The 24757-nt window shown below is 72.4% G+C and carries 21 protein-coding genes and 1 tRNA gene; 8 read left to right on the top strand and 14 right to left on the bottom strand.

Annotated elements, in window-relative coordinates; all coding sequences use genetic code 11:
* Positions 1 to 22: 22 nt before the first annotated feature.
* Both J2S22_RS03390 and J2S22_RS03395 read right to left on the bottom strand, forming a co-directional pair.
* A complete protein-coding gene (locus tag J2S22_RS03390) occupies positions 23 to 1882 on the bottom strand; it encodes a PAS domain-containing HWE histidine kinase family protein (RefSeq protein ID WP_272775845.1) in 1860 nt (619 codons plus the stop codon).
* A gap of 690 nt (positions 1883 to 2572) precedes the next feature.
* On the bottom strand, positions 2573 to 3376 hold the full coding sequence (locus J2S22_RS03395) for a response regulator (RefSeq protein WP_272775844.1): 804 nt from the start codon (positions 3374 to 3376) through the stop codon (positions 2573 to 2575).
* A 184-nt stretch (positions 3377 to 3560) separates the two neighbouring features.
* Between J2S22_RS03395 and J2S22_RS03400 the strand changes: the two genes are divergently transcribed.
* The 5 genes from J2S22_RS03400 to J2S22_RS03420 all read left to right on the top strand — a co-directional run bounded on the left by J2S22_RS03400 (position 3561) and on the right by J2S22_RS03420 (position 8251).
* Positions 3561 to 3794, top strand: coding sequence for a NepR family anti-sigma factor (locus J2S22_RS03400; RefSeq protein ID WP_272775843.1), 234 nt, complete (start codon positions 3561 to 3563; stop codon positions 3792 to 3794).
* The gene (locus J2S22_RS03405; RefSeq protein ID WP_272775842.1) at positions 3791 to 4369 is read left to right on the top strand and encodes a sigma-70 family RNA polymerase sigma factor; all 579 of its coding nucleotides are present in this window, start codon (positions 3791 to 3793) and stop codon (positions 4367 to 4369) included. Before J2S22_RS03400 ends, J2S22_RS03405 begins: the two co-directional genes overlap by 4 nt.
* A gap of 266 nt (positions 4370 to 4635) precedes the next feature.
* Positions 4636 to 5013: a hypothetical protein gene (locus J2S22_RS03410; RefSeq protein ID WP_272775841.1), complete on the top strand. Its 378-nt coding sequence runs from the start codon at positions 4636 to 4638 to the stop codon at positions 5011 to 5013.
* A 26-nt stretch (positions 5014 to 5039) separates the two neighbouring features.
* Entirely contained in the window at positions 5040 to 7595 is a 2556-nt protein-coding gene (locus J2S22_RS03415) for a DUF3772 domain-containing protein (RefSeq protein WP_272775840.1), read from the top strand.
* Positions 7592 to 8251, top strand: a complete 660-nt coding sequence (locus tag J2S22_RS03420) for a CAP domain-containing protein (protein ID WP_307155792.1) — start codon at positions 7592 to 7594, stop codon at positions 8249 to 8251. The genes J2S22_RS03415 and J2S22_RS03420 overlap by 4 nt, the downstream gene beginning before the upstream one ends.
* 9 nt (positions 8252 to 8260) lie before the next feature.
* On the opposite strand, the gene J2S22_RS03425 is transcribed toward J2S22_RS03420, so the two are convergent.
* The 3 genes from J2S22_RS03425 to J2S22_RS03435 all read right to left on the bottom strand — a co-directional run bounded on the left by J2S22_RS03425 (position 8261) and on the right by J2S22_RS03435 (position 11496).
* Positions 8261 to 9358, bottom strand: a complete 1098-nt coding sequence (locus J2S22_RS03425; RefSeq protein WP_272840525.1) for a GNAT family N-acetyltransferase — start codon at positions 9356 to 9358, stop codon at positions 8261 to 8263.
* Between the two features lie 38 nt (positions 9359 to 9396).
* A complete protein-coding gene (locus tag J2S22_RS03430) occupies positions 9397 to 10785 on the bottom strand; it encodes a lipopolysaccharide biosynthesis protein (protein ID WP_272775838.1) in 1389 nt (462 codons plus the stop codon).
* 294 nt (positions 10786 to 11079) lie between these two features.
* Positions 11080 to 11496: a c-type cytochrome domain-containing protein gene (locus tag J2S22_RS03435; protein ID WP_272775837.1), complete on the bottom strand. Its 417-nt coding sequence runs from the start codon at positions 11494 to 11496 to the stop codon at positions 11080 to 11082.
* A gap of 324 nt (positions 11497 to 11820) precedes the next feature.
* Here J2S22_RS03435 and J2S22_RS03440 point away from each other — a divergent pair, with 324 nt between their 5' ends.
* Together J2S22_RS03440 and J2S22_RS03445 are read left to right on the top strand one after the other, a co-directional pair.
* Positions 11821 to 12315, top strand: coding sequence for a hypothetical protein (locus J2S22_RS03440; RefSeq protein ID WP_272775836.1), 495 nt, complete (start codon positions 11821 to 11823; stop codon positions 12313 to 12315).
* A gap of 30 nt (positions 12316 to 12345) precedes the next feature.
* Positions 12346 to 12495 (top strand): hypothetical protein, encoded by a 150-nt coding sequence (locus tag J2S22_RS03445; protein ID WP_272775835.1) that lies wholly within the window; start codon positions 12346 to 12348, stop codon positions 12493 to 12495.
* Positions 12496 to 12752: 257 nt separating this feature from the next.
* Here J2S22_RS03445 and cysK read toward each other — a convergent pair whose 3' ends face one another.
* The 3 genes from cysK to J2S22_RS03460 all read right to left on the bottom strand — a co-directional run bounded on the left by cysK (position 12753) and on the right by J2S22_RS03460 (position 16511).
* On the bottom strand, positions 12753 to 13742 hold the full coding sequence (cysK, locus tag J2S22_RS03450; protein WP_272775834.1) for a cysteine synthase A: 990 nt from the start codon (positions 13740 to 13742) through the stop codon (positions 12753 to 12755).
* A gap of 268 nt (positions 13743 to 14010) precedes the next feature.
* Entirely contained in the window at positions 14011 to 15432 is a 1422-nt protein-coding gene (locus J2S22_RS03455; RefSeq protein ID WP_272775833.1) for a M48 family metalloprotease, read from the bottom strand.
* Positions 15433 to 15605: 173 nt separating this feature from the next.
* Positions 15606 to 16511 (bottom strand): thermonuclease family protein, encoded by a 906-nt coding sequence (locus tag J2S22_RS03460; RefSeq protein WP_272775832.1) that lies wholly within the window; start codon positions 16509 to 16511, stop codon positions 15606 to 15608.
* A gap of 102 nt (positions 16512 to 16613) precedes the next feature.
* Here J2S22_RS03460 and J2S22_RS03465 point away from each other — a divergent pair.
* A tRNA-Arg gene (locus tag J2S22_RS03465) sits at positions 16614 to 16690 on the top strand.
* Between the two features lie 102 nt (positions 16691 to 16792).
* Here J2S22_RS03465 and J2S22_RS03470 read toward each other — a convergent pair.
* The 6 genes from J2S22_RS03470 to J2S22_RS03495 all read right to left on the bottom strand — a co-directional run bounded on the left by J2S22_RS03470 (position 16793) and on the right by J2S22_RS03495 (position 24740).
* Positions 16793 to 17542, bottom strand: coding sequence for a helix-turn-helix transcriptional regulator (locus J2S22_RS03470; RefSeq protein ID WP_272775831.1), 750 nt, complete (start codon positions 17540 to 17542; stop codon positions 16793 to 16795).
* A 171-nt stretch (positions 17543 to 17713) separates the two neighbouring features.
* Positions 17714 to 18844 (bottom strand): hybrid sensor histidine kinase/response regulator, encoded by a 1131-nt coding sequence (locus J2S22_RS03475; RefSeq protein ID WP_272775830.1) that lies wholly within the window; start codon positions 18842 to 18844, stop codon positions 17714 to 17716.
* Entirely contained in the window at positions 18841 to 19305 is a 465-nt protein-coding gene (locus tag J2S22_RS03480; protein WP_272775829.1) for a response regulator, read from the bottom strand. The genes J2S22_RS03475 and J2S22_RS03480 overlap by 4 nt, the downstream gene beginning before the upstream one ends.
* Positions 19302 to 21620, bottom strand: a complete 2319-nt coding sequence (locus J2S22_RS03485) for an ATP-binding protein (RefSeq protein WP_272775828.1) — start codon at positions 21618 to 21620, stop codon at positions 19302 to 19304. Before J2S22_RS03485 ends, J2S22_RS03480 begins: the two co-directional genes overlap by 4 nt.
* Before the next feature lie 8 nt (positions 21621 to 21628).
* A complete protein-coding gene (locus tag J2S22_RS03490; RefSeq protein ID WP_272775827.1) occupies positions 21629 to 23965 on the bottom strand; it encodes an ATP-binding protein in 2337 nt (778 codons plus the stop codon).
* Positions 23966 to 24083: 118 nt separating this feature from the next.
* Complete coding sequence (locus tag J2S22_RS03495) at positions 24084 to 24740, bottom strand: response regulator (RefSeq protein ID WP_272775826.1); 657 nt, start codon at positions 24738 to 24740, stop codon at positions 24084 to 24086.
* Between the last annotated feature and the right edge of the window lie 17 nt (positions 24741 to 24757).

Below are 24757 nucleotides of genomic sequence, written 5' to 3' on the forward strand. Positions count from 1 at the left end.
GGATGCTCCGCCGGCGGCGCGGTCAGCGCGCCGCCAGAAGATGCGTGGCCGGGATCACCATGCGGCAGCGCACTCCGCCGGGATCGAAGTCGAGCTCCACCTCGGCGTCGAGCGCCCGGGCCAGGTTCTTCTCGACCACCAGGCTGCCGAAGCCGCGGCTCGCCGGCGCCGTCACGTCCGGCCCGCCGGTCTCGGCCCACAGGATCTCGACCGCCTCCTCGGTCTCGGCGGTGGCGGGGCGCATGTGCCATTCGACGTCGACGCGGCCGCTCGGCACCGAGAGGGCGCCGTAGCGCTCGGCGTTCATGGCGAGCTCGTGCAGGGCGAGGCCGTAGCTCTGGGCGGCGGCGGGCTTGAGATGGATGGCCGGCCCCTGCACCGAGACGCGGCTGGCGGCGCCGTCGAGATACTTGGAGAGCTGCCGCCGCGTCAGGTCGCCGAGCGAGGCGCCGTACCAGCCCTCCTGGACCAGCAGGTCGTGCGAGGTGGCGAGCGCCTGCAGGCGGGCCCCGAAGCCGTCCAGGAAGGCCTCGATGCTGCCGGCGTGGCGGGCGGTCTGCCGCGCCATCGCCTGGATCACGGCCAGCAGGTTCTTGGAGCGATGCGTCAGTTCGCGCATCAGCAGGCGCAGATGGCTTTCGCCGGTCTTGCGCTCGGTGATGTCGAACAGCGCGCAGGCGACCCCCGTGATGGCGCCGTCGGCGTCCGGCAGCGGCTCGACGTGCAGCTCGTACCAGCGGGTGTCGCCGCCCTCCTTGACGCTGACCTCGCCGCCCTGCGCCTTGCCGGTGGCGAGCGCGTTGCGGGCCAGCGCGCCGAACTGGGCGAGGCTCTCGGCCGGCAGGATCTCCTCGTCGGTGCGTCCGACGATCTCGGAAACATCGCGTCCGAACAACGGGTTGCTGATCGATGTGAAGCGCAGCTCGCGGTCCTGGGTGAACAGCGTCATGTGCGAGCCGCGCAGCGCGATCTCGTAGCGCTGCAGGGCGGTGCGCAGCTCGTCGGCGAGGCGGCGCTGCTCGCTCTCCAGCGAGCGCAGCCGCGAGATGTCGATCGCCGCCCCGGTCAGCCCCTCGATCCGGCCGTCGAGCCCGACCGACGGCTCCAGGTGCACGGTATAGAGAGCGCGCTCGTGCGGCGTCACCGCGGAGAGCTCGCAGGTCTCGGCCGTTCCGGTGTCGAGCACCCGCCGCTTGACCGCGGCCATCACCTCGCGCTCGCCGGCCGGGAAGATCTCCTCGTCGGTGTGGCCGATCATGGCGTCGACGGCGTGGCCGCCGGGATCGTAGACCCAGACGTAGCGGAGCTCGCGGTCCTGGGAGAAGGCGTGCACATAGGCCCCCCGCAGGGCGGTCTCCAGCCGCGCCTTGACGGTGGAGAGCTCGCGGGTGCGATCGTGCACCCGGGTCTCCAGCTCGCGCTGGACGGTCTCCAGCTCGCGCAGCGTCACCTCGTGGCCGGCGACCTCGCGGCGCAGGCTGTCGTTGGCCTGGGCGAGCTGGGCCGTGGAGGGCGCGCGGGCCAGTCGCGGCAGCAGCGGCAGCAGCAGCACCACGGTGGCGGAGGCCAGAACCGCCACGGCGCCGCTGGCGATCCGGGCCGGCCACGCCCAGGGCAGGACCGCCGAGATGGCGGCCAGCAGATGGGCGGCGCTCGACGCGAGCAGGAACAGGCCACCGGCCCAGATCAGCGCCCGATACTCCCGGCCGAGGTCCGGCCGGCGCCGCACGATCCACACAAGGCCGAACAGAATCCCGAGAAAGCTGAAGGCGATGAACGCCTCGGTCGTGAGCTGCAGGGCGCCGAGAGCGGTCGGCCCGCCGTCGGCCGCAGCCGGCAGCCCCTCCGGCCCGACGCCGAGCCGTTCGACGATGCCGCTCATTACCTGCACTCCCTCCGGGGCCTCGGGCCGATGCGATCCTGCCGGTCCGCGCCGCCGCCGCCTTGATATCCGGCAAGCGCCTGGCGGCGGCGGAGGCCCTGGGGGCCGGACGGAGCCGCAACAGGCGTGATCGGCCAAAATGTCCCGTGGAGGCGGAACGCGGTCGCGCGGCCGTTGGTTTCTCCTGCAAAAGGCCGGGTGGCATCACCCGACGGCAGCCTCCGAAACCGGGCCCAAAAAGAATTCAAAAAAAATCGACGGAGCCTGGAACCAAACGCTCCGTCGCCGGTTTCCCCTGTGACCGGCCGCCATTCCCCCTCCCCCCCCGTGCTCGGCCGGCCATTTAAGGCGTGGTTGACTCCGTCAACCACGCCTTTTCTCTGTCCGGCGGTCGGGGCCGGCGCGCAGGAGGCGGTGAGGGGCGTCTTCATCGAATCCGGACGGGATGCCTAGCCGCGGACCATACCGCGGCCCTGTTCGTGGCGGCCGGGGCCCCGGAGGGTTCATTCCGGGAGTCCCGACGGCGCCGGCCGCCCACTCGCACGCGCCACCGAGCAGCGCCGCCAGCAGCGGATGCGCCAGCGGAGCACGGTCGCCCCGCCGGACGCAAGCCTCGGGGCCGGCGTTCCGCGCGCCGGGGGACGGCCGTGGTCACGGCCACCCCCGGGCGGAACGGGAACGGGCTCTGGATCAGGCCGGGATGCGGCGCTCGCGCCGGGTGGCGTTGCGCTCGAAGAACAGCGCCTGGCTGACCACGGCCGAGACGGTGGCGGGCTGGAACGGCTTGGCGATCAGGAAGGCGGGCTCCGGCCGCTGGCCGGTGAGGAAGCGCTCCGGATACGCGGTGATGAAGATCACCGGCACCTCGAAGGTGTCGAGCAGCTCGTTGACGGCGTCGAGCCCGGAGCTGCCGTCGGCGAGCTGGATGTCGGCCAGGATCAGGCCGGGGCGCTTCTTCTGGGCGATCTGCACCGCCTCGCTGTGGGTGCGGGCGATGCCGACGACATGGTGGCCGAGGCTCTCGACCAGCCCCTCGAGGTCGAGGGCGATGAAGGTCTCGTCCTCGATGATGAGGACGTCGGTGGCGATCTCGGCGGCGAGCTCGCGGCCGGCCTCCTCGACCAGGGCGCGCAGGCGCGGCAGGTCGATGTCGAGGATCGCGGCGGCGTCCTCCTCCGAGAAGCCTTCCAGCGACACCAGCAGGAAGGCCTGCCGGGCCTTGGGGGTGAGCTGGCCGAGCCGCCGCTCGGCCGGGCTGTCCGGCTCGGCGAGGTCGGAGGTCCCGTTCACCGGAAGCGAGTTCCAGATCGCCGTGAAGCAGCGGAACAGGGCGACCTTCGGCCTGTCGCCGTCGCCCATGATCGACGGCTCCTTGATCATGGCCTCGAGCGTGGCGGCGACGTAGGCGTCTCCCGAGGTTTGGCTGCCGGTGAGCGCGCGCGCATACCGGCGCAGATACGGAAGATGGTGAGCAACCATTTGCGCCGACGACAAAGCTGGAACTCCCGAATGTTGAAGTCGAGGGCCCGGCAGGGGCCGGGCCTGAGTGGCGAGACTGAGGGAACGCCTCGCGGATATAAAAGTTCCGTAGCCCGGAACTATGGCAGGTTTCCGGAGTTGGTTCAAAAGTTCGCGGGGTCCGGCAGTCCCGGTCGCGGGGCGCCGGTGTGAGGAAGTGATGAAAGAAAGAAAGTCTTTGCGGCCGGAATCGGCGGTCCAGGTGAGGTCTTCCTCGGCGAGGCCGGATCCGGCGTTGAATCGGGAAATCCAGACCAAGATCGGGCAGCAGCTCCGGGCCATCTACGACGATGTCGTCGACCAGGGAGTGCCCGACCGCTTCGCCGAGCTCTTGCGGAATCTCGACAGCCAGGCCGCGCGGGCCAAGATCGCCGACAAGGACGCCGGCGAATGAGTCGGAGCGCCCCCGGAAGCGTCACGTCGCGTGACGACGCGTCGGTGCGCGAGGCGATGCTCGCGGCGGTGCCGTCACTGCGCGCCTTCGCCATCTCGCTCTCGGCGAATGTCGACCGCGCCGACGACCTGGTGCAGGAGACGCTGCTGCGCGCCTGGGCCAATCTCGATTCGTTCGAGCCCGGCACCAACATGTCGGCGTGGCTGTTCACCATCCTGCGCAACCTGTTCCGCTCGGAATACCGCAAGCGGCGCCGCGAGGTGCCGGATTCGGACGGTGCCTATGCCGACTCGATGAAGACCCAGCCCGAGCAGGCGAGCCGCGTCGAGTTCGAGGAGTTCCGCGAGGCCCTCAACAAGCTGCCGGCCGATCAGCGCGAGGCGCTGGTGCTGGTCGGCGCCTCCGGCTTCTCCTACGAGGAGGCGGCCGAGATCTGCGGCTGCGCCGTCGGCACCATCAAGAGCCGCGTCAACCGGGCCCGCACCCGGCTGGCCGAGCTGCTCGCCATCGAGAGCATCGAGGACCTCGGTCCCGACCGCGAGCTGCGCGCCGTCTTCTCCGGCGGCGGCAACTGACCGCGTCCGCGGGCCGGCACGCGCTCTCCCCTCCTTCACGACCCCTCCGCGACGTCTCCCGGACCCCGTGCCCTCCGGCCGCATGGCCGGGCGGACGCGGCTCGGCGCGTGCCCGGCCGGCGTCCCCGGCCGGGCGCCGCCCGGCCGCCTCCTTGGTTTGGCCGCGAATCCGGTCCACCCGGACGGGCGGCTCGACACGGCTTTCCGGGTTGGGCCATAAGGAACCGGGGCCCGCCGGCGCGGGCCGCCGGCGGAGGACCCCCACGATGGCCCTGCATTCCACCCCGACCATGCCCGTGCGTTCCGAGCGGCACATCGTCCGGCTGCTGCGGCAGCCCTTGCTGCGCCTGCTCGCGATCAACCTCGCGATCGGCCTCGTGATCGCCGTCCTGGCGGTCGCCGGCCTGCTGGCGCTCGACGCCCACCGGCTGCGCTCGCTGATTCTCGGCGACCAGTCGCCCGTGGTGGCGGTCGGGCTGCTGCTGTTCGGCTTCGCCATCACGCTGGGCAGCTGGGTGATGGGCTCGGCGATCATGCGGCTCGGCGACGGCGAGGGCGGCCCCGGCCGCGCGGCTGCGGCGCCGGTGACGGACACGGCGGAGCCGGTGCCGGTCCGGATCGGGGCACGGGCGCGGCGTCGCTGAACGAACGGGACGAACGGGGGCGGGGAATGCGATCGACGGAACGGCCGGGGCGCCGGACACTCGGCGTCGGCCGGGCGATGACGGCGGCGTGGCTGATGCTCGCCGCCGTGCTGATGGGCGCCCTCGCGGCCGGCCCCGACGCGGCAGCCCAGACGGCCGCGCAACCGCAGCAGCAGCAATCCCAGCCGCAGCCACAGCAGCCGACCCGCACGGCGCCGCCCGCGGCGGCGAAGAAACCGGCCGGCGCGGAGAAGACCGCGCCGACGCCACCGCCCGCCGCCAAGCCCGACACGCCGGCCGCCGCCAGCCTGGAGACGAACCGGGCCGCGCTCGACGAGATCGAGAAGGCGCTCGCCGCCGAGAGCCATTTCGAGGACACGCTCGCCGAGATGCGCCGGCGGCTGACCCCGATGCGCTCCGACCTGCGCGACGCCGCCCAGGCCCTCGAGGACGAGCTCAACCAGGTCACGGCCCAGCTCAAGCAGCTCGGCGACGCGCCCGAGGGCGACGAGCCCAAGGAGGACGCCGGCCTCGCCGCCGAGCGCGCGAAGCTGCAGAAGCGCCAGAGCGAGGTCGACGCCGCGCTCAAGCAGGCCCGCCTGCTGATCCAGCGCGCCGACGACGCCTCGACCAAGGTGACGGATCTGCGCCGCGGCCTGTTCACCAAGGAGCTGCTCGCCCGCAGCCCCGGCCTGTTCAACCGCACCTTCTGGTCGGACCTCTCGGACGGCATCCCGTCCGAGACCGGGCGCGTCGTCCAGCTCGTCCGCGCCTGGTGGCTCTATGCCAGCAATGCGGCCAGCGCCGCCAACGTGGTCGGCGCGCTCCTGACGCTCGCCGGGTTCGCACTCGCCGCCGTGCTGCTGATCCGCTGGCTGCGCCACCGCCTGGTCGAGGAAGGCCTGGCGGCATCGTTCGGCCGCGCCTTCCAGGCCCTGCTGGTGCTCGTCGTGCATGCCGCGGCGATGCCGGCCGCCGTGCTGGTCACCGTGCTGGTGCTGGAGAATTTCGGCCTGATGCCGGCCTGGATCAAGGCGATCGGAGTCGGCCTCGCGCTCGCGGTGCTGGCGGCCAGCACCGGCCGCGCCGTCGCCCTGGCGCTGTTCGCGCCCGGCGAGCCGGGGCGGCGCCTGTTCGCCTGGTCGGACGCCGAGGCGGCGCGCGCCACCAGCCATCTCACCTGGGCGGCCCGCATGCTCGGCCTCGCCGCCTTCCTCAATCTGCTGCACAGGACGACGACGGCGCCGATCGCCCTGACGGTCGCGACCAGCGCCCTGCTGGCGCTCGTCACCGCGGCGATCGCCTTCCACTTCATGTGGCGCACCGCCCGCAGCAGCGTCGTCGCCGACGCGCAGCCCGGCCCCGGCCAGGGCGGCATCCGGATCCGGGTCGTGCTCGCCGTCTTCGTCGCCGGCATGCTGATTCCGCTGGCCACGGGCTACATCGCGCTCTCCGCTTTCGTGGCGAGCCGGCTGGTGATCGTGCTGACGCTCACCGGTGCGCTGATCGTGCTCGACGCCTTCGTCGACGCGCTGTTCGGGCAAGTGCTGTCGAGCACCAGCGAGCGCGGCCGCGCCGTCGCGGCGCTGCTCGGCCTGTCGCATCGCGGCCTCGATCTCATCTCGACGCTGCTCTCCGGCATCATCCGGGTCGCGCTGCTGCTCCTCGTCATCCTGGCCGTGCTCGGTCCGTGGGGCGTGTTCGCCGACGACGTGCTGAGCCGCGTCGCCGAAGCGGCCTTCGGCTGGCAGGTCGGCGGCGTCACCATCTCGATCCAGACCATCCTGGGCGCCATCGCGATCCTGTTGATCGGCGTGCTGGCGGTGCGCGGCGCGCAGCGCTGGCTGCAGACGAGCTTCCTGCCCCGCACCGCGCTCGATCCCGGCCTGCAGCATTCGATCGCGGCGCTGTTCGGATATGCCGGCCTGATCGGCGTGCTCGCCGCGGTGCTCGGCGCGATCGGCATCGACCTGCAGAAGATCGCCCTGATCGCCGGCGCGCTGTCGGTCGGCATCGGCTTCGGCCTGCAGTCGATCGTGCAGAACTTCGTCTCCGGCCTGATCCTGCTCGCCGAGCGGCCGATCCGGGTCGGCGACTGGGTGGTGGTCAAGAACGAGGAGGGCTTCGTGCGCAAGATCAGCGTGCGAGCCACCGAGATCGAGACCTTCGACCGCGCCAGCGTGATCATCCCGAACGCCGAGTTCATCACCTCCTCGGTGAAGAACTGGACGCACGCCAACACGCTCGGCCGCGTCACGCTGAAGGTGCGGGTCGCCTACGACAGCGACGTCGCGCAGGTGCGCGAGATCCTCGCCGGCTGCGCCCGCGCCCACCCGCTGGTGCTGAAGGCGCCGCCGCCCGGCGTCTTCCTGCTCGGCTTCGGCGAGATCGGCCTCGACTTCGAGTTGCGCTGCATCCTCTCCAATGTCGAGAACGGCCTCTCGGTGAAGAGCGACCTGCACGTCGCGGTGCTGCAGAAGTTCCGCGAGGCCGGCATCAAGATCCCCTATCCGATCCACGAGGAGCGCGTGCCGGGTCCACCCCTGCTCGAAGAGCCCGCGCTCGAGGAAGCGAAGCGATGACGTCCGCCTGTCCGTTCCCCGCCTCCGCCCGCCCGCACCGGCGCGCCGTCCTGCGGCTCGCCGCGCTCGGCGCCGGCGCCGGTGCGCTCCTGCTCGCCGGCTGCGCCGGCGATCGCGATCCGCCGGCGGGCGAGCCGAGTTTCTACCAGAACCTCGCCAAGGGCGGTCAGCTCGATCCGGCCGCCGCGGCCTCGATGATCTCGGGCTATCGCCGCAACAACGGGCTCGGCGCCGTGTCGCTCGACCCGACCCTGATGCGGCTCGCCGAGGAGCAGGCGCAGGCGATGGCGGCGAAGAACAAGCTCGACCACAATGTCGGGCGCGACTTCAAGACCCGGATCTCGACCTCGGGATTCGACGCCAGCATGGCGGTCGAGAACGTGTCGGCCGGCTATCACACGCTGGCCGAGGCGTTCTCGGGCTGGCGCGACTCGCCGCCCCACCGCGCCAACATGCTGGCCAAGGGCGCGACCCACATGGGCATCGGCGCCGTCTACGCCCCCGGCACCAAGTACAAGGTGTTCTGGGCCCTGATCATGGCGGCGCCCGACAAGCGCGCCGACGCGGGTCCGGGCCCGGCCGGAGGTCCGGCTGCGGCCGGTCCGGGCCAGCCGCACCGCTGGGGCATGCCGATGCCGCAGCTGTCGATCCGCTGAGGGGGTTCTTCACCGTCCCCGCAGCCGGTCGCGGGCCTGCCTGGCTGTCGTGATCAGCCTGCGCCGCAGCGTCTCCAGCCGGCAGGCGAGAGCGAAGCCGGGGCCGGTCGACTGGCCGATCAGCCGGTCCGACAGGGCCCGCCGCCCGGGCCACAGGCGGTCGATCATCGGATGGTTCTCGACCGCGCAGGAATCGACCACGTCGATGTCGGGTTCGCGCAGCAGCGCCGCCGAGAGGTCGAGCGTCAGCAGGACGCCGGGGGAGAACTTCGCCAGCGTCTCGTCGTAGGCGGTCTTCCAGAACCACGCCGCGCGGCCGCTGGTCAGCACGACGCCGGCGGCGATCGGCCGGCCGTCGAGCCGCAGCCGCGCCACCAGGGCGCCGGCGCCGGGCGTCTCGGCGAGCCCCGTCACCGCCTCGGTCATCATGGCCAGCTCGGCGGGCCGCGACGCGGCGGCCGTGCCGGCCCGCCCCTTCCAGCCCTGCGCCTCCAGGGCGAAGAAGTCGGCCAAGGCCTCGCGCGCCGCCGGGCCGCGGGCGAGATCGAAGGTCGGCGCGCCGCGCTCGGCGAGGCGGCGGCGCTGGCGGGCGTGCTCCTTGGCACGGGGATCGAGGATCGCGGGCGGCGCGTCCGGCCCGGACGGCGACCTCAGCTCGGCCCGCGCATGGACGCCGAACGCCGCCTGGCGGCCGCCGCGCCGGGCGATCGCCGCGTCGAGCGCGGCGGCGACCGGGCCGTCGGCCGGACAGCAGGGAAGCAGCAGCGGCACGCCGGGATGTGCCCGGGCCAGGTGGTCGACCGCCGCGCCGACGACGCCGGCCGGGTCGCCCGGATCGAGCAGCGGGGTGCCGAGCGGCGCGAACGGATGCGTCCAGCCGACCATCAGAGGAAGCGGCACGCCCCAGCGGGTCCGCGACAGCCGCATCGGGAACAGGCCGACGAGGCGGTCTTCGGCGTCGCGTATCACGATGGCGCCCACCCCGCGGCCGTGGAGCGGCGTGGCCGCGAGAGCGAAGGCGGGTGCATAGAAGACGTTCGGAACGATGGCGCCGGCGGCCAGCGCCGCCCATGCATCGCGGCGCGCCGCGAGATCGGCGAGCGGCACCCATGCGGTCCGGTACGGGCTGCCGTCCGGTCCCATGGTCAGCCGCGCCGCCGCGGGCGCCAGACGAAGGCGTGCAGGCCGAGGCGCCACTTCACCACCGTGAACAGCAGGACCGACTCGACCATCACGGCGGTCGCGGTCGCCCAGGCGGCGCCGAGAATGCCGAGCCGCGGGATGAGGATCACGCACAGCGTGACGTTGACGACGAGTGCGGCCGCGTAGACGGCGGCGCACAGCGGCTGCTGCCCGGTCATGTTGAGGAGCCGCTCCGCCGGGCCGACGGCGCTGCGGGCCACGAGCCCGGTCACGATGATCCAGATCAGCGGATAGCCGGCGTCGAAGCCGGGACCGAACAGCATCAGGATCGGCTTGCCGAGCGCCACCAGCACGGCCCCGAAGGCGAGCGTCGGCCAGAACGTCCAGCGCACCGCGTCGCCGATGAAGCTCTCCAGCTTCTCGCGCTCGCCGGCGACGTGATAGGCGCTGAAGCGGTGCGCCACCGCGGCGCCCACCGCGAACGACACGAAATGGACGAGCGACAGCGTCTTGCTGGCGGCGTAGTAGACGGCGATCTCCTGCGGGCCGACATAGAGCTGCAGCATCAACATGTCGACGTAGAACAGGATCAGGAAGAAGCTGTCGGCCAGGAAGATCGGCAGCGCGGTCCTCAGCCAGACGCCGATCTCGTAGCGGCGCGGCCCGGACGGTACCGCACGGCGCAGCCGCCGGTTCATCACCGCGGCCTGCACCAGGGTCACCAGCCACATGGCCGCGCAGGCGGTGGCGAGCGCCGCCACCGCGTCCATCGGGCCGCCGGAGGCGTACAGCCCCCCCATGACGGCGAGGATCAGCACCGGCTGCAGGATGTAGACCGGCACCAGCGCGAGGTCGATCCAGTCGAACGAGCGGGCGATGCCGTCCTGGGCGGAGCCGAGCGTGAACACCGGCAGGATCAGGGCGGCGATCAGGAACGGCACGACGTGGTCGGCCGGCACCCGGCCGGCGAGCAGCCAGACGCCGCCGGCGAGCAGGCCGCCGATCACGGTGCCGAAGGCGAGGCAGAGCCAGCGGCTGCCGCGCAGGAAGCCGCGCAGGCCGGCGCCGTCCTCGCGCATGCGGTATTGCGGGATGAAGCGCTGGGCCGAATAGGCGATGCCGAGCGGGCCGATCGGCCCGAGCACGCTGACCCAGGCCCACACGGCGACATAGATGCCGAACTCGTAGCGGCCCATCCAGCGGGCCAGCAGGATCTGGGTGACGAACACGATGCCGGCGCTGGCGACGCGGATCAGGAACGCCGCGCCGGCCGAGCGCTGCGCCACCGAGCGGTCGCTGTCGTCGTTCCGCCACGCCATCAGCCGCGCGACGAGGCGCGCGGGGAGCCGGGCGACGGACGAGCCGCGGTGGTCGGTCTCGTTCGACGCCACGCCTTCCCTCCGCCGCCGCGATTGCCGGGCGGCCAGCCTAGCCCGCCGCCGTTAACGTTCGGTTGGCCGTCCGGGCCCGCGCCGGCCCGGCCGTGCGCGGATGGTGCGCACCGGCCGGCATCCGCGCAAGCGCGTCGGGTCGAAATGCCGCGCCGCGCGCCGCGCCGGCGATTCTTCCTCCTCTGCCGTCGCGGAGCGCGGCCGGCCGGGCGTGCCGACATGTCGTCGCGGCGCCGCTGCGCTCCGGCGTGACCTCGCGATCCACGGAACCCGGGTGTCGATGGGTGACGCGGCCTAGTTGTTCAGCGCGCCCTCGCGGATCCAGCGCCGGATCGCGTCGCGGTCGCAGGTCGAGAGCTTCTTCATGCCGTGCGGCATGCGGATCTCGGGCTTCACCCGCCAGTCGAGCAGCGCCATCAGGCTCGACGCTTCGGGATCGCCGGCCACCACCATGGGGCCGAACTTGGTGCCCTTCATCACGCCGGCATGAGTGCGCAGGTCGAGGCCCGAGGTGTCGAAGCCGGCGCCGCCCGGCTGGTGGCAGTCGACGCAGCGCCCCTTCAGGATCGGGACGATGTCCTCCTGGAAGCTGATCGTCGGGGTGCGCTGCTTCTGCTTCGATTTCGCGCCCTGGGCGACGGCGTCGAACGACAGCGTCCCGGCCGCCAGCACGGCGACGACGACGGTGAGGCCCCGCAGCCATCTCGTCATGTTCCTCTCCTCATGTCCAACGTTGTGGAACGCCAGCGCTGTCGGTCGAGGATCCGGACGGGCGGGGGCTCGGTCGTACCGGACACAGCGGAGGCGACCCCCGCAGGAGGAATGCTAGAACTAGAAAAAACAAAAACAATCAGGGAGAGCGCGAAGCCCGTCCTGCGCTCGGCGGCGCGTTGGCCGGCTCCGCCGGGCCACGCCGGGGCGCGGCCTTATGGCCCATGCCGGCGCGTGCAGGGACGCGTGCATGTGAGTTGCCTTCGCTCCAGCCGTGTGGTGCGCTGGCCGCGGACACCCGAGTCGAGACAGCGGGAGCGCAGCATGAGGTACTGGATCGGCGTCGTCTTCTTCGCTGCGGCCGCGGGCTTCGTGATCGCCGGGCTCGCCCACAAGCGCAGGGTCCTGGCGGCCCGCGCGGCCGCCGCGGCACGCGGCATCCTGCCGGCCGAGCCGGGCCTGCGCTCGGTCGCCGCCTTCGGCGAGATCATGCGGCCCGTCATCCTGTTCTTCCTCGCCTATGCGGCGGTGAAGACCTTGGTGCTTTTCGTCATGCTGGGCGGCGAGGAGCAGCTCTCGTATTTCGACCTCGCCGGCGTGCTGGCCGTGCTGGCCGGCTACGGGGCGTTCATGAGCTGGCGCATCGGCTACCGCACGAGCGATCTCGCCATCGCCGAAAGCGCCGCCGCCGCGGCAGCGGACACGGCACCGCCGCGCGAAGGCGCCGATGCGACGGCGCTGCCGGCATTCGTCGGGGCGCCCGCCAACGACAGCACGCCGCCCGACGGCGGTCTGGCGCCGATACGCGGCGCCCGCTGAGACGCCGGACGGAACGGAAGCGAGGCGGTCATGGATGGCGACGGCGGGTCCGGCACGCTGGTGCTGATCGAGCTCGTGCTGGTGCTCGGTGTGGTGTTCTGGTTCGCGATTCGCGAGCTGCGCGGGGTGAAGCGGGACAGGCCGAAGCCCGAGGCCTCCGACCCGGCGCGCCGGGGCTGAGCCGCCGGCCCGATGGACTGGCCGCTCGTCGCCATCGAGGTGCTGTTCACCGGGACCGCGGTGGCGCTCGGCGTCTGGCAGCTCGTCGCGCTCCGCCGCGACCGGTCGAACCCCGGACAGCGGAGCGGCCGGCCCTCGGGCGAGGACCGGCCGGCGTCGGGGGTATCGTCGTCGAGAATGTCCTCACCGGAGAGGGCGCCGTCGGAGCCGCGCCGAACCGGCGCGGCCGGCGACGGCGGCCGGTCGGCGCCCGCCGGTCAGAGCCCCTCGAACAGCGCGGTCGAGAGATAGCGCTCGGCGAAGGACGGCAGCACCGCGACCACGGTCTTGCCGGCGAACTCGGGCCGGGCGCCGATCTTGAGGGCGGCGGCGACGGCGGCGCCGGACGAGATGCCGGCCGGGATACCCTCGTAGCGGGCGAGCGCCCGGGCGGTCTCGAAGGCGGCCTGGTTGCCGACCGTCACCACCTCGTCGATCACGGCGCGGTCGAGCACGTCGGGCACGAAGCCGGCGCCGATGCCCTGGATCTTGTGCGGGCCGGGCTTGCCGCCCGACAGCACCGGGCTGTCCTCCGGCTCCACCGCGACGATCTTCACCGACGGCTTGCGGCTCTTGAGCACCTGGCCGACGCCCGTGATGGTACCGCCGGTGCCGACGCCCGACACGAAGGCGTCGATGGCGCCGTGGGTGTCGTTCCACACCTCCTCGGCCGTGGTGCGGCGGTGGATCTCGGGATTGGCCGGGTTCTTGAACTGCTGCGGGATGATGGCGTTCGGAATCTCCTGCGCCAGCTCGCCGGCGCGGGCGACGGCGCCGCTCATGCCCTGGGCGGCCGGGGTGAGCACCAGCTCGGCGCCGAGCAGCGCCAGCATCTTGCGGCGCTCGATCGACATCGACTCCGGCATCACCAGGATCAGCCGGTAGCCGCGCGACGCCGCCACGAAGGCGAGCGCGATGCCGGTATTGCCGGAGGTCGGCTCGATCAGCACCGAGTCGGGGGTGAGCCGGCCCTCGGCCTCGAGGGCGTCGATCATCGCGACGCCGATGCGGTCCTTGACGCTGGCGATCGGGTTGAAGAACTCCAGCTTGGCCAGGATGTGGGCCTTGACCCCCTGGAGCTGCGGCAGGCGGTTCAGGCGCACCAGCGGGGTGTCACCGATGGTCTCGGTGATCGAATCGTAGACGCGTCCGCGACCCGCGGTCCGCAGCTCGGACGACGGCACCGGTTTCAGCGCGGGTTCGGCCATGGCATGTCTCCACTGAAGCGTTCGACCTGGACAATTCGACGGGCTCGCGGGCCCGGCAGGCGGGCCGGGCCGGCGGTTTCGTCCGCCTGCTTAGAAGATCCATTCTCTCTGGACAACTCACGGCGCGAAAAACGAAAAAACCTGCTCCGCCGGGCCGCCCGGAGGGCATTTCGGTCTCGCGGAGGGATCGTCCGCAGAGGATCTTCCCGGTGCCGTCAACGCGCCGACCCGGTCCTGCGATCCGTCGGCCGCGCGGATGGCGGCCGGACTACTCGACGACGATCTTGATCCTGTCGCCCGGCCGGACCGTGTCGGTCGGGCCGAGCCCGTTGAGGACCCGGAAGCGCTCGACCTGACGGTCGATCAGCGCCATCCGGCCGGCGAGCTTCTCCACCGTGTCGCCCGGCCGCACCGTGACGACGCGCAGCCGCAGCGGCTTGGCGTTCCTCGCCTCGGCGAGCGACAGCCGGCGGATCGAGCCGGCCGACTCGCGGAAGCCGCGGTCGATCTCGGCGTTGCGCGACCGGGTCGCGAAGACGAAGCGGTAGACCTCGGCGCCGTTCTTCACCAGCACGATCCGGAACCACCACGGATCGCCCTTGGCGGTCGCCGTCACGGCCGGAAATCCGCCGGCCGTCGTCTCCTCCACCGAGCCGGGCTCGATGTTCTCGATCCAGCCGGCGTTGAGATAGGCGGTGAGGCTCTGGTCCGCGGGCGGCCGCACGATGTCGAGCCGCAGCGCCTGGTCGCCGCCGTCGCGGCTGCCGATCACCGCCTGGGCCGTGTTCTCGAGCGTGTAGCCCTCCGGCGCCGTGAAGGTGAAGCCGAGCTTGGGATGCAGGAACCGGCGGCCGCGCACGAAGCCCTCGACCGGGTCCTCGCCGTAGACGAGCCCGTCGACGGCGGCCAGGAAGGCGGCGCGGTCGCGCTCGCCGGGATTGTGCTGGCGGGCGTTGGCGAGCGCGTTCTCGATGCGCTCCGGCGTCGCCGGATGCGACGACAGGAAGTCGAGCGAGCGCGGATCGGTGCCGCTCGCCGAGCGCAGCGCCGAGAACCGGCCCATGGCGGTGAGGATGCGGGGCGCGCCGTGCGGGTCGTAGCCGGAGCGCGACGCGATCCCCACCCCGATGCCGTCCGCCTCGAACTCCTGGGCGCGCGAGAAGCTCGCCAGCGCGAGCTTGGTCTTGGCCAGCGCCAGCGCGCCGGTGGTGTCGGTCGGGTCGGCCGCGGCGGCGCTCGCCATGGCGACGCGGCGGGCCTGGTCCTCGCGGATGGCCGCGTGGCGGGCCAGCACGTGCGCCATCTCGTGCGCCAGCACGGCGGCGAGCTCGGCCGAATCGTTGGCGAGGCCGATCAGGCCGCGGGTGACGTAGAGGTCGCCGGTCGGCAGCGCGAAGGCGTTGATCGACGGCGAGTTGAGGATCGTCACCCGGTAGCGGAGATCGGGCCGCTCGGAGGCGGCGACCAGCTTCTCAACCATGCCGGCGATCATCGCCTCCAGCCGGGCGTCGTGATAGGCGCCGCCATAGGAGGCGAGGATGCGCCGGTGCTCGCGCTGCGCCGGGGTGAGCGGCGCGGCGGTCTCGCGCCGCGGCGCCGCGACGCTGCCGGTCTGGTCGTCGAGCGTCGCGACCCAGGAGGAGCAGCCGGGCAGCGCCAGCGCGAACAGCAGCACGGCGGCGAGACGCACCCTGGCGTCCTGCCACCGAAGCCGCTTCCCGTCGCGCCCCTCGACCGCTCCCACCGTCCCGTCCCTGTGGCACGGCCGTGCCACGCTCGTCGGTCCCCGGCGCGCGCTGCCGCGCCCGTCGCAGGACCATGCGGCGATGCCGCGTCCGTCGTCGACACGCGGCGCTGCCGCGCTCAGCGGGTCTCGTCCGGCCGTCCCCCGACCGTGAGCTGCTCGGCCCGCAGGATCTCGATCCGCGGCCCACCCCGCTGCTCGACCACTCCCCTCACCTCGATCCGGCGGCCGGCGAGCCGCCCGGGATCGAGCCCGGCCGCGGCGAGCGCCCGCTCGATCCTCTTGGGGATCGTGGCGGCGAACGCCTCGGACCAGCGGCGGCCGAAGTTCACGTAGATGGTGGCGCCGCTCTCGCGCACCGAATCGACGCGGCCGGCCACCACGGCGAACTCTCCGCGCCGCTTCAGGATCTCGGCCGGCCGCTCGGCCGCGAGCACAGCATAGACGGGGTCCGACCACAGGCCAAGAAGGGCGGCGCGGGCGGCCCGCTCGGCCGCCCGCAGGGCGGGCATGCAGGCCTGGTCCTCGACCCGGGCCGCCACCCGGGCGTGTCCCTGCGCCAGCAGGACGAGCTGGAGCGAGCGGGCGCCCTCCTCGACGCTCGCCCAGGCGGCGAGGCGGCCCCAGCGGTCGGGCAGGGGCACGCCCTGCCGCAGGTCGACCTCGCGTCCGGCGACCAGCGCGGCGAGCGCGTCGCGGGACGCCGCCCCGGCGGCCGAGGCGGCCGGCGCCACCTCGATCCCGGCCAGCACGGCCTCGCGGCCGTCGGCGAGCCGCAGCGTCCGGCCGTCCGGCACCGCGGCGACCAGAGCGGTCGCGACGGTGCGGAGCGGGCAGGACAGGGCGGCGGGTGCGGGCGGCCCGGGCGCAGCGGTGGCGGAGCGTGCGATGGAGGCCCCGGGCGGTGGCGTCCCGCCGGCCGGCTGTGCCGCCGCGGGGCCGGGCGATCCGGGCAGGGCCGTCACGGCGAGCAGCGCGGCCGTCAGGACGGCGCGCCGTCGGGAGCGGGACCGGAGAGGTGCCATGGCCGCAGCGGGAGCGGACGGCGGCACCGGACGGGCATCGCCGGTCTGCCGCCCCGCCGACAGGATGCACGTCGCCGAGGATTATGCTAGTCGGGTCCCGTCGGTCCCGTAGCTCAGCCGGATAGAGCAGCGGTTTCCTAAACCGAAGGTCACAGGTTCGAGTCCTGTCGGGACCGCCATTCCTCTAAAATTTCGGCGTGGGACACGAAGTCCGGGCGGCGCAGACGCCGGGGCCGGGGGGCGGCGGCATCCAGCATGCCGGCCCGCGCCGTTCGATTCGGTCACGAGTCGCCGAGGCGGCGGTCGCAGATGCGGGCGCCGATCGCGATCGCCTGCATCCGGTTTCCGAGGTCGAGCCGGCGGAGAATCGCGGAGACGTGGAGCTTGACCGTGTTCATCGAGATGCCGAGCTCGGCGGCGATCTCGGCATTGGACCGTCCGATCCCCATGAGGCGGAGAATCTCGCGCTGACGCGGGGTCAGGAACCGCAGGATCGCCGTGTGGGCGTCGTCGACCGCGGTGCCGTCCGCGACACCGGACGAGACGCGGTCCTCCGCCACGGCCGGACGGGACGAGATGGCGGTCCGGATCGTCTGCTCGATGGTCCGGACGATCAGGTCCATCACGAACCGCGGCTCCGGGATGCTCGCCGTCGCCGATTCGGCGCCGATCGGATCGATCGGGAGCAGGCCCGCCATGCTCAGCCGGAGCAGGGTCAGCGGGTGGGGGGGCTCCGCTCCGCGGGGCATCGCGACGAGCAGGGTCCGGCCCTCCGAGGTCCGATCCTCCGCCAGGCAGGTGAACAGCTTGCATCGACCGGCGATCACCTCGTGGAAGTGCCGCGCCTGGTCGATCCAGACGGTCCGCAGGAACTCGGAGTCGCGGTCGATCGCCGGATCGCCGCGATCGCGCGGGCGGTCCATCGATCGCCACGCCGCGTTCTGGTCGCGCAGCGTCCCGTCGGGCATCACCACGGCGATGCCGACGATCAGCGTTTCTGGAGTCCACCGGACTCGCGCGACCCCACCCATGTCCTGCTCCGGGAGACGCCGGAGCGGGTACCGGAACGCGAGACCGGCACCTGCATCCGCGTGTCGGACGACCATAGGGACACGGGGCAGACGGATGTAGGGGCTTTGGCCCCTACATCCCGGGGATGAGGATCCTGTCCCGAAGGACTATGCCGGGCCCGATGCGGCCGGTCAGGTCCGGAGCGGGACGCGGGCGAACAGCGTGGTGCCGCGGCCGCGGCTCGATTCGATCTCCAGCGACCCGCCGACCGAGGACAGGCGCTCGCGCATCCCGAGCAGGCCGAGGCGCCGCGACGGCGCGTCCGCCGCCGCCGCGTCGTCGGCCGGGAATCCGCATCCGTCGTCCTCGACGATCAGGCGGACCGCGTCGGCGGCCCCGTCGAGGATGATCCCGATCCGGCTGGCGCCGGCATGGCGGACGACGTTGGTGATCGCCTCCTGCAGGACGCGGTAGAGGGCGCTCTCCACCTCGGGCGGAAGCCGCCGGTCGAGCGCGAGATGCGTCTCGAAGGCGAGCGAGCAGCGCGACTGCCAGTCGGCCGGCACCTGCCGGATCGCCTCCTGCAGGCCGAGATCGTCGAGCGCCGTCGGCCGGAGCTCCCAGGCGAGCCGGTTCACCTCCTCGCTGATGCGGACGCTGAGATCCTTGAGCGAGCCGATCTCGCGGCGCACGTCGCCGCCGCCGGCGAGCGTCCGCGCCATCGCGTCGAGGCCGAGCTGCAGCAGCGTGAGCGACTGGCCGAGACTGTCGTGCAGCTCGCGCGCGACGCGCCGCCGCTCGGTCTCCTGGTCGCCGACGATCCGGCGCAGGACCTCGGACAGCTCGGCCTCGGCGCGCGCCCGGCGCTCGGTCTGGATCTTCAGCTCGCGCCGGGCCGCCTCGCTCTCCGCCAGGCGGCGGTCGAGCTCGACGAGGTCGCGGGCGTTGCGCTCGGCGTAGCGGATCGTACGCTCCAGCAGCACGTGGTCGAACTCGCCCTTGACCAGATAGTCGTTGGCGCCCGCTTCGGTGGCGGCGCGATCCACCTCGTCGCTGCCGAAGCCGGTCATGACGATCATCGGCGTCAGGACGCCGCGCCTGCGGGCCTCGCGAATGAGGCCGAGGCCGCTGTCCGGTCCGAGCCGGATGTCGACGAAATAGATGTCGTGCTCGCCCCGCTCCATGGCGGCGAGCCCGGCCGTGTAGTTCGGAACCCAGTCGAGCTCGCGCTTCGGCCCCGGCAGCCGGCGCAGCATGCGTTCGAGCGTCAGGAACTCGATCTCGGCGTCGTCGACCAGCATGGCCCGCGTCGAGACGCTCACGGCCGGACCTCCATGGACGGGAGCGACGCGGCCGACATCCAGAAGTCCCAGAGCGAGGAGATCTTGGCGACGTAGTCGGGGATGTTGGCGGGCTTGATCAGATAGGCGTTGATGCCGATCGCGTAGGCTTCGGTGATGTGCTTCGGGCTTTCCGAGGTCGACAGCGCGATCACCGGCAGGTGCCGGAGAGTCTCGTCGGCCCGCACGAAGCGGATCACCTTGCGGCCGTCGAGCCGCGGCATGTTGAGGTCGAGCAGGACCAGGCTCGGCGGCGGAGCGGTACCGGGCGCCGCGAAGGCGCCGCGCCGGTAGAGATAGTCGAGCATCTGCTCGCCGTCGCTGACGAAGCGTAGATCGGCCCGGATGCCGGCGCGCGAGAAGACCTCCTGCAGGATGAACTTGTCGTGGTTGTGGTCCTCGGCGACCAGCACGGTCGGGGATGCGGCCTCGCGGGTCGTCACGCTCGGTCTCCGTCGTCGAGGCTGCGCATCGGCAGCGTGAAGGTGAACGTCGCGCCGGTGTCGGCGGTGCTGGTGGCCGAGATCGATCCGCCGTGGCGCTGCACGATCTTGCGGCAGATGGCGAGCCCGATGCCGGTGCCCTCGTATTCGTCGGGGCCGTGCAGCCGCTGGAACGGCTCGAAGATCTGCTCGCGATACTTCTCGTCGAAGCCGATGCCGTTGTCCGCGATGGTGATCCGCACGTGGCGGCCGGGCTCGGCGCCCGCCGGCCGCTCCGCCTCGCCGGTCGGGCCGGTCTCCACCGTGCCACGCACCGCGACCGCCGGCGTGCGGTCCGGGTGGCGATACTTGACGGCGTTGGAGATCAGGTTCTGCAGCACCTGCCGGATCTGGCTGCGATCGCACATCACCACCGGCAGGCTCACCGCCGAGACGCTCGCCCCGGTCTCCTCCAGCACCGGCCGCAGGTCGGCCAGCACGTCGGCCAGCACCTCGTCGAGCGGCACGGCGGCCAGCGGCCGCGCCTGCCGTCCGACCCGGGAGTACTCGGCGAGGTCGTTGATGAGCGCCCGCAGCCGCCGCGACGAGGTCTCGATGCCGCCCACCATGGCGCCGAGCCGTCCGTCCGGATCCTTCGGCAGCGACTCCTTCAGCAGCCCGGCGAAGGCCTCGATGTGGCGCAGCGGCTCCTTGAGGTCGTGCGACGCGACATAGGCGAACGACTCGAGCTCGTCGTTGCTGCGGGCGAGCTGGCGGTTCACCCCCTCGAGCTCCTCGGCCTTGCTGAGGATGACGTCGACGACGAGATCGCGGATGTCGATCGCGGCGACGATCTCGTGCGGCTGCCACGGACGCGACCGGCCGCGCACCACCTCGCGCCAGGCGTCGAACGAGGCGCGCGTCTGCAGCCGCTCTCCGAGCGGCCCGATGCGCACCGGCTTGTGCGGATCGCCGCCCCAGGTGACCGTCTCCGCCACCTCCGGCCGGAACCAGAGCATGTAGTAGGTCGAGGCGCGGCCGAGCGGGACGGCCAGGACGCCGCTCACCCGCGCGGGATCGGCGGCGATGGCCGGGACGGCGGCGCCGAGGCAGTCGGTCTGGAACACGTCGCGCGAGTCGCTGCGCGACAGCCAGCCCACCAGCGCCGTGATCTCCGGCTCGGAGAGCGTGCGGCCATAGGTGGTGACGCCGTCGAAGCCCGACAGCGCGAACCCGGCCGCGTCCATCAGCGACAGCATCTCGTCGCCGCCGCGGACGAGACCGGCATTCACGTCCCGCCTGCTGCCGAGCCCGTGCAGGAGGCGCTGCTGGACGGCCCGCACCCGCACGCTGTGGCGGACGATCGCCGCCTCCTCGAGCACCGCGATCTGCCAGGTCAGCACCTGGGCGATCAGCTCGCAGGCCTGCCGGACCTCGTAGGCGACGAAGCGCGGCAGCGTGTGGTGGCACGAGATCAGGCCCCACAGCCGCCCCTCGCGCACGATCGACACCGACATGGCGCCGTGCACCGCCATGTTGACCATGTACTCGACATGGACCGGCGAGACGCTGCGGAGCACCGAGAAGCTGAGATCGATCGGTCCGCCGGTGAGCGGGTTGCGGTCGGGCACCAGCGGCGCCGGCGTGTAACCGATGTCGGGGATGATCCGCACCGGGTTGACCGTGTACAGCGCCCGCGACTGGGCCGGGATGTCGGACGCCGGGAAGTGGAAGTCGTAGAGCGACGGGATGCCGCCGCCGCGATCCTCGGCGATCACCTGGCCGGTCCAGTCCGCGGCGAAGCGATAGATCTTCACCCGGTCGAATCCGGTGATCCGCCGCACCTCCTGGGCCGCGATGGCGCAGACCTGCGGAAGGTCGGCGGCGGTCTGCAGCCGCCGGATCGCCGCCCGGATGCCGCGGAAGAAGGCGCTCGACGGGCGGGGGTCCTCGCCGCGCGGCTCGAGCTCCAGGATGGCGAGCCCGTCGTGGCGGTGCAGGATGCCGTCGACCTCGCGCGCGCCGTCCGCGGCGCGCAGCGTGATGGCGATCGGGTTCGCGGCGGCGGGATCGTCGCCGGCGAGCACGGCCTCCAGGCGGGCGATGCTCGGCCCGGTCATGCAGGCCGCGAGCGGCGCGCCGAGCACGGCGTTCACCGGCAGGCCGGCGAACGTCTCGACATTGGCGCTGACCGACACGGGGCGGAGCGCCGGCTCGACGAAGGCCAGCAGGACGCCGTGCGGCTGGATGCGGCCCGGGATGTGGATCGGCTCGCGGTCGCAGCTCGTCAGGTCGACGGCTGGCGCATCGTCGTCGGGAACAGCATGCTCGCCCATGGTCGCACCTAGTCGACGCCTGACGTCATGGCCGGCGGGGCGGACGGTCCGTCCCGCCCGGCGGGCAGCGGCAGCGAGAACCAGAAGGTCGCGCCCTCGTCGGGGGCCGCCTCGACCCCGACCTTGCCGCCGTGCCGCTGGATGATCTTGCGGCAGATCGCGAGGCCGATGCCGCTGCCTTCGTACTCGTCGGGGCCGTGCAGGCGCTGGAACGGCTCGAACACCTGCTCGGCGTATTTCGGGTCGAATCCGATGCCGTTGTCGGCGACGAACACGCGGACGAAGGCGTCCGCGTCGGCATCGCGGTGCTCGCCGACCGTGTCGGTCCGGGCGAAGATCCGGATCTCGCAGGGGCGGCCCGGATGCCGGTACTTCAGGGCGTTCGACAGCAGGTTCTGCAGCACCTGGCGCATCTGGTTGCGGTCGCATTCGACGGTGGGCAGGGGCTCGCAGGAGACCGTCGCCCGGGATTCCTCGATCCGCTGCCGCATGTCGTCCATCACCTCGCGGACGATCTCGTCGAGGGCGGCCGGGGCGAGCGGCTGGGCGTGCCGGCCTAGCCGGGAGAACTCGGCGAGGTCGTTGATCAGGTTGCGCAGGCGCCGCGACGAGCTCTCGATCCCTCCGACCATGGCGCCGAGCCGCGCGTCCCCGGTTCCGCGGATCGTCTCGCCGAGCAGGCCGGCGAAGGCCTCGATGTGCCGCAGCGGCTCCTTGAGATCGTGCGACGCCACATAGGCGAAGGATTCGAGCTCCTCGTTGCTGCGGGCGAGCTGGACGTTGACGCTCTCCAGCTCCTCGGCCTTGCGCAGGATCACGTCGATGACGAGCTCGCGCAGCTCGACCGCGGCGACGATCTCGTGCGGCAGCCACGGGACGGCCCGTCCCCGCGACTCCTCGGTCCAGGCCGCGAAGGATTTCCGTGGCTGCAGGCGACCGCCGTCGGGGCCCGGCTCGACCGGCTTCTCCGGGTTGCCGCCCCACCGCACCGTCTGGGTGACCTCCGGGCGGAACCACAGCATCACCCGGCGCGGCGGCGAACGCGACAGCGGGACGGCGAGCACGCCCGAGGCGACGTCGGCGTACTCCGCGGCCTCGGGGAACAGCAGCGGCAGGCGGTCGGTCTGGAACAGCTCGGCGCCGTCGGCCCGGATCGTCCAGTTGACGATCCGCTCGATCGCGGCGATCGGCGGCGTCCGGCCGATCGTCGTGACGCCGTCGCGCCCGTACAGGCAGAGGCCGGAGGCGCCCATCAGGTCGAGCAGCGCCTCGCTGTTGCCGATCAGTCCGGCCCGGTGGTCGCGCAGCTCCTCGATGTCGCTGAGCAGGCGGCGCTGGATCGCCTTTCCCTTGAGGCTGTGGCGGGTGACGGCGTCCTCCTCCATCACGCCGATCTGCCAGGCCAGCACCTGTGCGACCATCTCGCAGGCTTGGCGCGCGTCGTGTCCGACATGGCGCGGCAGCCGGTTGTGGCAGGCGATCAGGCCCCACAGCCGGTCGCCGCGCAGGATCGAGATCGACATGGTGCCGCGAATGCCCATGTTGCGCATGTATTCGAGATGGATCGGCGAGACGCTGCGCAGCACCGCGAAGCTCAGGTCGATCGGCCGCCCGGTCGTGGGATGGCGGTTCGGTACCATCGGGGTGGGACGGTAGTCGATGTCCGGGATGATCCGGATCGGGTTGAGGGTGTAGAGCGCCCGCGCCTGGGCCGGGATGTCGGACGGCGGGAAGTGCAGCCCGAGGAAGGACTCGATTCCGTCGTCGCGGCTCTCCGCGATGACCTCGCCACTGAAGTCGGAGGCGAAGCGATAGACCTTCACGCGGTCGAAGCCGGTGATGTTGCGGACCTCGCGGGCCGCCGCCGCGCAGGCGTCGGCCAGCGTGCGGGCCGCCTGCAGGCGACGGATCGCCCCGCTGGTGCGGCGGAAGAAGGCGTGCGCGCCCTCGCTCTCGTCGCCGCGCGGCTCGAACTCCAGGAACACCAGGCCGTCGTGCCGGTGCACGACGCTGTCGAGGCCGGCACCGCCGCCGCCGCGGAACTGCATGAGGATCGGGACGCCGGACGGCCCCTCGCTCTGCCGCAGCGCGAGGCGGAAGCGCCCCAGGCTCGCCTCGTCGAAGGTCACCTCGATCGGCCGGTCGACCACGTCCTTCGGATCGAGGTCGAGCAGCGCCGGCAGGTTGGCGCTGACGCTGATGATCCGGAAGTCGCCCTCGGCGCAGGCGAACAGCAGGCCGTGCGGCTGGATGGCGCCCGGAACGTGGATGGGCTCGCGGTCGCAACTCGTGAGGTCCACGACGCCGGAGCCGTCCGGCTCGACCGGGACACGACCGTCCTGCATGGGGTTCCTTCAGAGGGCCCGTTGCGACAACTGCGCCGCCATGATTATGCCGGCCCGGACGCCGCGTCCATCCGGCTGATGCCGCCCGGCCGCGGGGTCCGGCCGTGCCGCGCCCCGCTCACTCCTCGGCCAGCCAGTTCTTGCCGAGGGCGTACCGCACGATCTCGACCCGCGAGTGGAAGCCGAGCTTGCCCATGGCGCGGGCCTTGTAGGTCTCGACCGTCTTCACGGCGATCCGGAGCTTGTCGGCGATCGTCTTGTTGCTGTAGCCGGCCGCGGTCAGCCGGAGCACCCGGATTTCCCGCTCGCTCAGATCCGGCTCGGCGGGGCCCTCGGGGCTCGCCGGCCGCGCCACGCCCTGGCCGGCGAGGCGGGTGCGGATCGCCGGATCGAGGTAGACGCCGCCGTCCGCGGCGACCGAGATCGCCCGCAGCAGCTCCTCGCTGGCCGACCGCTTGAGCACGTACCCGACCCCGCCCACCTCGAGCAGCTGGCGCAGATAGGCTCCGTCTTCGTGCACCGTGAGGGCGAGGACCTTGCAGCTCGGACACGCGTCGTGGATGTCGCGTGCGACCTCGATGCCGGTGAGACCGGGCATCGACAGGTCGATGACGGCGATGTCGGGCGCGAGCTCGATCGCCAGCTTGACCGCCGTGCGGCCGTTGCGGGCCTCGCCGACGATCTCCAGGCCCGGCTCGGCGACGAGCAGCGCCTTGATGCCGGCGAGCACGACCGGGTGATCGTCGGCGAGCAGGATGCGCAGCTTCGCGGACACGCCGGACTCCTCGTGCA

Source organism: Rhodoplanes tepidamans, assembly GCF_030813915.1.
GTDB lineage: Bacteria > Pseudomonadota > Alphaproteobacteria > Rhizobiales > Xanthobacteraceae > Rhodoplanes > Rhodoplanes tepidamans.

What these genes read in the sequence shown, in the direction of transcription:
- J2S22_RS03470 (WP_272775831.1), bottom strand. Translation starts at nt 17,542, where the DNA reads ATGGGTGGGGTCGCGCGAGTCCGGTGGACTCCAGAAACGCTGATCGTC.
- J2S22_RS03420 (WP_307155792.1), top strand. Translation starts at nt 7,592, where the DNA reads ATGACGTCCGCCTGTCCGTTCCCCGCCTCCGCCCGCCCGCACCGGCGC.
- J2S22_RS03415 (WP_272775840.1), top strand. Translation starts at nt 5,040, where the DNA reads ATGCGATCGACGGAACGGCCGGGGCGCCGGACACTCGGCGTCGGCCGG.
- J2S22_RS03390 (WP_272775845.1), bottom strand. Translation starts at nt 1,882, where the DNA reads ATGAGCGGCATCGTCGAACGGCTCGGCGTCGGGCCGGAGGGGCTGCCG.
- cysK (WP_272775834.1), bottom strand. Translation starts at nt 13,742, where the DNA reads ATGGCCGAACCCGCGCTGAAACCGGTGCCGTCGTCCGAGCTGCGGACC.
- J2S22_RS03400 (WP_272775843.1), top strand. Translation starts at nt 3,561, where the DNA reads ATGAAAGAAAGAAAGTCTTTGCGGCCGGAATCGGCGGTCCAGGTGAGG.
- J2S22_RS03440 (WP_272775836.1), top strand. Translation starts at nt 11,821, where the DNA reads ATGAGGTACTGGATCGGCGTCGTCTTCTTCGCTGCGGCCGCGGGCTTC.
- J2S22_RS03485 (WP_272775828.1), bottom strand. Translation starts at nt 21,620, where the DNA reads ATGGGCGAGCATGCTGTTCCCGACGACGATGCGCCAGCCGTCGACCTG.
- J2S22_RS03410 (WP_272775841.1), top strand. Translation starts at nt 4,636, where the DNA reads ATGGCCCTGCATTCCACCCCGACCATGCCCGTGCGTTCCGAGCGGCAC.
- J2S22_RS03460 (WP_272775832.1), bottom strand. Translation starts at nt 16,511, where the DNA reads ATGGCACCTCTCCGGTCCCGCTCCCGACGGCGCGCCGTCCTGACGGCC.
- J2S22_RS03405 (WP_272775842.1), top strand. Translation starts at nt 3,791, where the DNA reads ATGAGTCGGAGCGCCCCCGGAAGCGTCACGTCGCGTGACGACGCGTCG.
- J2S22_RS03490 (WP_272775827.1), bottom strand. Translation starts at nt 23,965, where the DNA reads ATGCAGGACGGTCGTGTCCCGGTCGAGCCGGACGGCTCCGGCGTCGTG.
- J2S22_RS03435 (WP_272775837.1), bottom strand. Translation starts at nt 11,496, where the DNA reads ATGACGAGATGGCTGCGGGGCCTCACCGTCGTCGTCGCCGTGCTGGCG.
- J2S22_RS03445 (WP_272775835.1), top strand. Translation starts at nt 12,346, where the DNA reads ATGGATGGCGACGGCGGGTCCGGCACGCTGGTGCTGATCGAGCTCGTG.